6 protein-coding genes are annotated in these 5,212 nt (G+C 41.7%); 1 reads left to right on the top strand and 5 read right to left on the bottom strand.

Annotated elements, in window-relative coordinates:
• From H5232_RS21990 to H5232_RS21970, 5 genes are all read right to left on the bottom strand, one after another.
• Positions 1-722, bottom strand: a 722-nt coding sequence (locus H5232_RS21990; RefSeq protein ID WP_182831520.1) for a TRAP transporter large permease subunit, incomplete at its 3' end; no start/stop codon positions are given.
• Complete coding sequence (locus H5232_RS21985; RefSeq protein WP_145239113.1) at positions 722-1,210, bottom strand: TRAP transporter small permease; 489 nt, start codon at positions 1,208-1,210, stop codon at positions 722-724. The genes H5232_RS21990 and H5232_RS21985, both read right to left, overlap by 1 nt.
• A gap of 9 nt (positions 1,211-1,219) precedes the next feature.
• A complete protein-coding gene (locus H5232_RS21980; protein WP_259397119.1) occupies positions 1,220-2,197 on the bottom strand; it encodes a TRAP transporter substrate-binding protein in 978 nt (325 codons plus the stop codon).
• A 41-nt stretch (positions 2,198-2,238) separates the two neighbouring features.
• Positions 2,239-3,081, bottom strand: a complete 843-nt coding sequence (gene kduI, locus H5232_RS21975; protein ID WP_145239116.1) for a 5-dehydro-4-deoxy-D-glucuronate isomerase — start codon at positions 3,079-3,081, stop codon at positions 2,239-2,241.
• 23 nt (positions 3,082-3,104) lie between these two features.
• Positions 3,105-3,869: an SDR family oxidoreductase gene (locus H5232_RS21970; protein ID WP_145239119.1), complete on the bottom strand. Its 765-nt coding sequence runs from the start codon at positions 3,867-3,869 to the stop codon at positions 3,105-3,107.
• Positions 3,870-4,054: 185 nt separating this feature from the next.
• Here H5232_RS21970 and H5232_RS21965 point away from each other — a divergent pair.
• Positions 4,055-5,212 (top strand): tagaturonate reductase (locus H5232_RS21965; RefSeq protein WP_182831519.1); only part of this gene is annotated, 1,158 nt, incomplete at its 3' end.

The following is a 5,212-nucleotide window of genomic DNA, read 5'->3' as shown; positions in this document are numbered from 1 at the left end:
GGTAATACACCGCCAATAATGCCGCCAATAACAATAAAAATAAGCAACAAGCTTGGCAAAGCTGCGAGTATTTTTTTCATCACAATGTTAAATGGCAGTCTTGCTGTTACTGGGTAGTTGTTTTTAATCGAGTAAATAGCGCAAACAATCATCAATGCCAGCCCTACTAAAATACCCGGTAAGTAGCCGGCAATAAATAATGCCGCAATCGACACCCCACCACTGGCGATGGCATAGATAATTAAAATATTACTCGGTGGTATTAACATGCCCGTAGTGGCTGCACTTGCGGTAACCGCCGCAGCAAAACTGGCACTGTAACCATGTTTTTTCATTTCTGGCACCATAAAACTACCAATCGCCGATGTGGCTGCAACGGCAGAGCCTGATATTGCACCAAATAACATGCACGACATTACATTTACGAGTGCCAGGCCGCCGGGTAAAAAGCCTATCATCGCCATAGCACATTCAATCAGCCGTTTAGCAATGCCGCCTTGACCCATTATCAATCCAGACAAGATAAAAAATGGGATTGCCAATAATGCGAAACTATCAATGCCACCGGCCATTTGTTGGGCTATGGTTGTAGTGGCAGGCGTAAAATCAATGTGCATTAATAGCGCTGCTAATGTTGATAGCGCAATACACAAAGAAATAGGTACATTAATAAATAACAATACAAAAAAACAAACGATTAAAACAATTGCTGTTAAGTCCATTACGCTTCCTCCGTGAATTTTTGCTGTGCATAATTGATCAGGTTTTCAATGCAATTAATCACAATCAACACCCCGCTCAGCGGTAAAACGATATACACATAACCCATGTTGATCTCAAGCGCCGCTGAGGTTTGCTTTAATTCAAAGCTCAGCATCATCAATTGGCTGCCGCCATACACTAAAATACTTAATGCTGTGATCAGCACGCAGATTTCGATTACAAATGAACACTTATACCTAAGTGACGGGATCATTTTTTGATAAAACAGATCAAGTCCTAAATGTGCTTTAGTACGATACGCATACGAAGCGCCCAAGACACCAATCCAAATCAGGATAAAACGCGCTAACTCTTCGGTGTATGAGCTCGGTGCACGTAAAATAAATCGTGAAAATACTTGCCAACAAACAACGGTTACAATTGCTATCATGGCCAAAATCAGTAATCGCTCTATGATGCGATTTAAGTGTGTGTTGAGTTGTCGCATTGTTTGCTCCTACATGCTTTTTATTTTTTTAATGTGAGCTGCAACCGCTGTATCAGCGAACGAAGCATGAAAATCAGCCACTTTATCTTGAAACGCTTGTTTGTCAGGGTAGGTCACTTGTACGCCTTCTGCGATAACTGCTTTAAGCGCCTCATCAGATGCGTTTTGCCACAATGAACGTTGGTACTCAACAGAGTCGGCCATCGCTTGGGTTAACCACTGTTGTTGTTCGTTGTTAAGTGAGTTCCAAACTTCTAAGCTTGCTAAAATTACATCTGGAACAAAGGTATGTTCGTCCAGCGAATAATATTTAGCGATTTCGTAATGACGAGATAAGTAATAGCTTGGCGGATTGTTCTCTGCGCCATCAACTACACCTTGTTGCAGTGCGGCATATAATTCGCCCCATGCAATCGGTGCTGCAGCGCCGCCTAAAGCCTGCACTGTTGCTACTGCTGTAGGGCTATTTAACACGCGAATTTTTTTACCTATTAAATCATCTGGGGTATTAATCGCGCCATTGGTGGTGTAAAAGCTGCGGCTGCCTGCATCGTAATAGCCCAAACCTTTAAGCCTTGCAGTGCTCACTTTATTAAGTAGATCGGTGCCTAAGTCACTTTTAAGTACACGCCAAAAATGTTCACTATCGCGAAACAAATACGGAATGCCAAACACTTTCATCTCAGGTACAAAGCCTTCCAGCGGGCTTGCCGATACTTTAGTGATTGATAAACTTCCAATTTGTAACAACTCAATGAGTTCACGTTCAGACCCCAACTGACCACCTGGATAGATAACAATTTCCATTGTGCCATTTGAATAAAATGCCAAACGTTCAGCCATATATTCCATTGCTTGATGCACCACATGGCGGGTGTCTAATGTATGTGCCAAAGTTAATCGCACTGTTTTTTTGTCATCAGTGCAACTAGTTAGCAAAAATAACGACAAAACTAGCATTATCTTTATGAGAAGATTTCTATTCATTATTATTTCTTCTTATCGCTATATGATCATTAAAGAGCTGATTATCTCAGCTCGCTTGGTTGATATTTATCCATATCATCATAATCGAGGTTTTCACCAGCCATGCCCCAAATAAAACTGTAGTTTTGTGTGCCAGCACCTGAGTGAATTGACCATGGTGGCGATACCACTGCTTGCTCGTTATGTACCCAAATATGGCGAGTTTCAGTCGGCTCGCCCATAAAGTGACACACCGCTTGCTGCTCTGGCACTTCAAAATAAAAATACACTTCGTTGCGACGATCATGCTGATGAGCTGGCATGGTATTCCAGACGCTGCCTGGTTTTAATTCCGTTAGCCCCATTTGTAGTTGGCATGTTTGTACTACGGTATTGATCAGCATCTGATTAATATCGCGCTCATTGGAGGTTTCAAGCGCACCTAAATGCAATACATTGGCATCATTACGTGTCACTAACTTATTTGGATATTTGTGGTGAGCTGGTGCAGAATTAAGATAAAATTTTGCCGGATTGCCACTGTCATGACTAGTAAACAGCACCTCATTGGTATCTTTACCTAAATACAAGGCATCTTTATAGCCAAGCTGAAAATCTTCTCCATCAGCAGTCACCGTGCCGCTGCCGCCAACATTGATCACACCAAGCTCTCTACCCGTTAAAAAGTTTGCTGCTTTTAAGTTGTCTACCGTTTCTAACCTAAGCGGTGCGCTGGTTGGCACCGCACTGCCCACCATAAAACGCTCGTAGTGAGTGTATAACCAATAAATGGTGTTCTCTTGCATGAGTTTGTCGACCAAAAACTCATCTCTTAACTGTTGGGTGTCATAGCCTTTAACTTCATTTGGACCAACGGCATAACGTGACTCTATTTGTGTGCTCATAACATGCTACCTAAAATTAAAAATTATCGTGCTAACCAGCCACCATCAACCGCGAGAATATGGCCATTGACATAGTCACTGGCTGTTGATGATAAAAATATGGCTGAACCAATTAAGTCTTCTGCTTCACCCCAACGCCCCGCAGGGATACGCTTTTCAATTTCACTATTACGAGCGGCATCATCTTGTAATGCTTGGGTGTTATCGGTTCTAAAATAACCTGGCGCAATAGCATTAACCTGAATATTGTGTTGCGCCCATTCGTTTGCCAGCGCTTTAGTAAGACCCGCTACCGCATGTTTGCTCGCGGTATATGCTGGGACTGTCATACCGCCGCTGTATGACAGCATTGAGGCAATATTAATTATTTTGCCAAACCCTTGTTTGATCATGTTTGGCGCAACCGCTTGGGCCAATAAAAAACTGGCATCAAGGTTTACTTTCATCACGTTCTGCCATTGCTCATACGGGTAATCCACCGCAGGGCTGCGAAATATTGTGCCGCCAACATTAACCAAAATATCAATACCGCCATGATTAGCTAAGGCTGTAGCTGCTAAGGCATTCACTGAATCCGTATTACTCAAATCAGCTGCATAATCATACGCCTCACCACCGCGCTCTTTGATCATCTGACACGTTGCTTGGCAGCCGTGCTCTTTACTACTACTGCAAATAACCTTGGCGCCAGCAGCTGCTAAACCCAGTGCAATTTGTTGACCCAGTCCGCGGCTTGCACCGGTGACGAGTGCCGTTTTTGAAGTTAGATCAAACAAAGTGGCTGTCATTTTAAATTCCTGTATAAAGTGTTTATTACGTAATTACTAATTCAATGTAAATTGAATTGACTAAACTTGTTAATACCCATTCTTCGCTACCGGTGGCAATTTGTCAAATATTATTTGCCACCGGTGGCAAATATAGCTAAGATGTAAATATCAATCAGCCCATATAACGTTTATAGGTTCATATTATGCAAGCACTGAATAGAAAAAACTTTAATAAAAACAAATACCCAACAAAAATAATGCAATACGGTGAGGGGAATTTCTTGCGTGCATTTATCGATTGGCAAATTGATAAACTCAATGAAACAAGTGATCTAAACGCCGGCGTTGCGGTGATCCGCCCTATTGATTATGACGCAATTCCTTTACTTAATGTTCAAGATGGTTTGTATACCACTATTATTCGTGGCTTAAACGAGCAAGGTGAAACCGTCGCCGATCACCGTATTATTAGTTCAATCAATGAAGAAATTCCTGTCTATAAAGATTTTCCGCGTTATATGGCATTAGCTGAGAATCCGGATCTGAAAATTATTTTTTCAAATACCACTGAAGCTGGTATTGAATATATTGATACTGATAGACTCGATGACGCTCCCGCTAAAGCATTCCCAGCTAAATTAACGCAGTGGTTGTTCCATCGCTTTAATCACTTTAACGGCTCAGCTGACAGCGGTATGGTGATCATCCCTTGTGAGTTAATTGACTACAACGGCGAGAAACTCAAAGAAATCGTGTTTCAATACTGCCAACTTTGGCAACTACCTGAGGCGTTTTCAAGCTGGTTGAATGAAGCTAACCACTTTTGCTCAAGCTTAGTTGACCGTATTGTCACTGGCTTCCCCCGTGATGAGCATCAACAACTACAAGAATCGTTAGGTTATTTAGATAACTTTATGGTGACCGCTGAGTACTTTCACTTGTTTGTTATTCAAGGACCGCAGCATCTAGCTGAATTATTATGCTTGCAAGACAGTGATCTAAATATAAAAATTGTTGATGATATTTCACCTTACAAACAACAAAAAGTCGGTATTTTAAATGGTGCTCATACGGCTTTAGTGCCACTAGCTTACATGGCGAACATTGATTCTGTGGGCGATGCGCTGGCCGACCCTCTGTTTGAAAAATACTTAACCCAGTTAATCTTTGCTGAAATTATTCCCACTCTTGATTTACCTGAAGATGAATTAAAGCGCTTTGCCAATGATGTACTGAACCGCTTCAGAAATCCGTATATTTGCCATTTATTACTGGCTATTTCACTCAACAGTATGACTAAATTTAAGACCCGTATTTTGCCGCAGTTGCACACCTATGTGAAAACAAATAACGCCGTACCG

Source organism: Pseudoalteromonas sp. SG41-5, from assembly GCF_014164495.1.
GTDB classification, from domain to species: domain Bacteria; phylum Pseudomonadota; class Gammaproteobacteria; order Enterobacterales; family Alteromonadaceae; genus Pseudoalteromonas; species Pseudoalteromonas rhizosphaerae.
This window is presented reverse-complemented; position numbering and strand designations above follow the sequence as displayed.

Coding starts and splice junctions, on each gene's coding strand:
- H5232_RS21985 (WP_145239113.1), bottom strand. CDS start 1,210: ATGCGACAACTCAACACACACTTAAATCGCATCATAGAGCGATTACTG.
- H5232_RS21980 (WP_259397119.1), bottom strand. CDS start 2,197: ATGAATAGAAATCTTCTCATAAAGATAATGCTAGTTTTGTCGTTATTT.
- kduI (WP_145239116.1), bottom strand. CDS start 3,081: ATGAGCACACAAATAGAGTCACGTTATGCCGTTGGTCCAAATGAAGTT.
- H5232_RS21970 (WP_145239119.1), bottom strand. CDS start 3,869: ATGACAGCCACTTTGTTTGATCTAACTTCAAAAACGGCACTCGTCACC.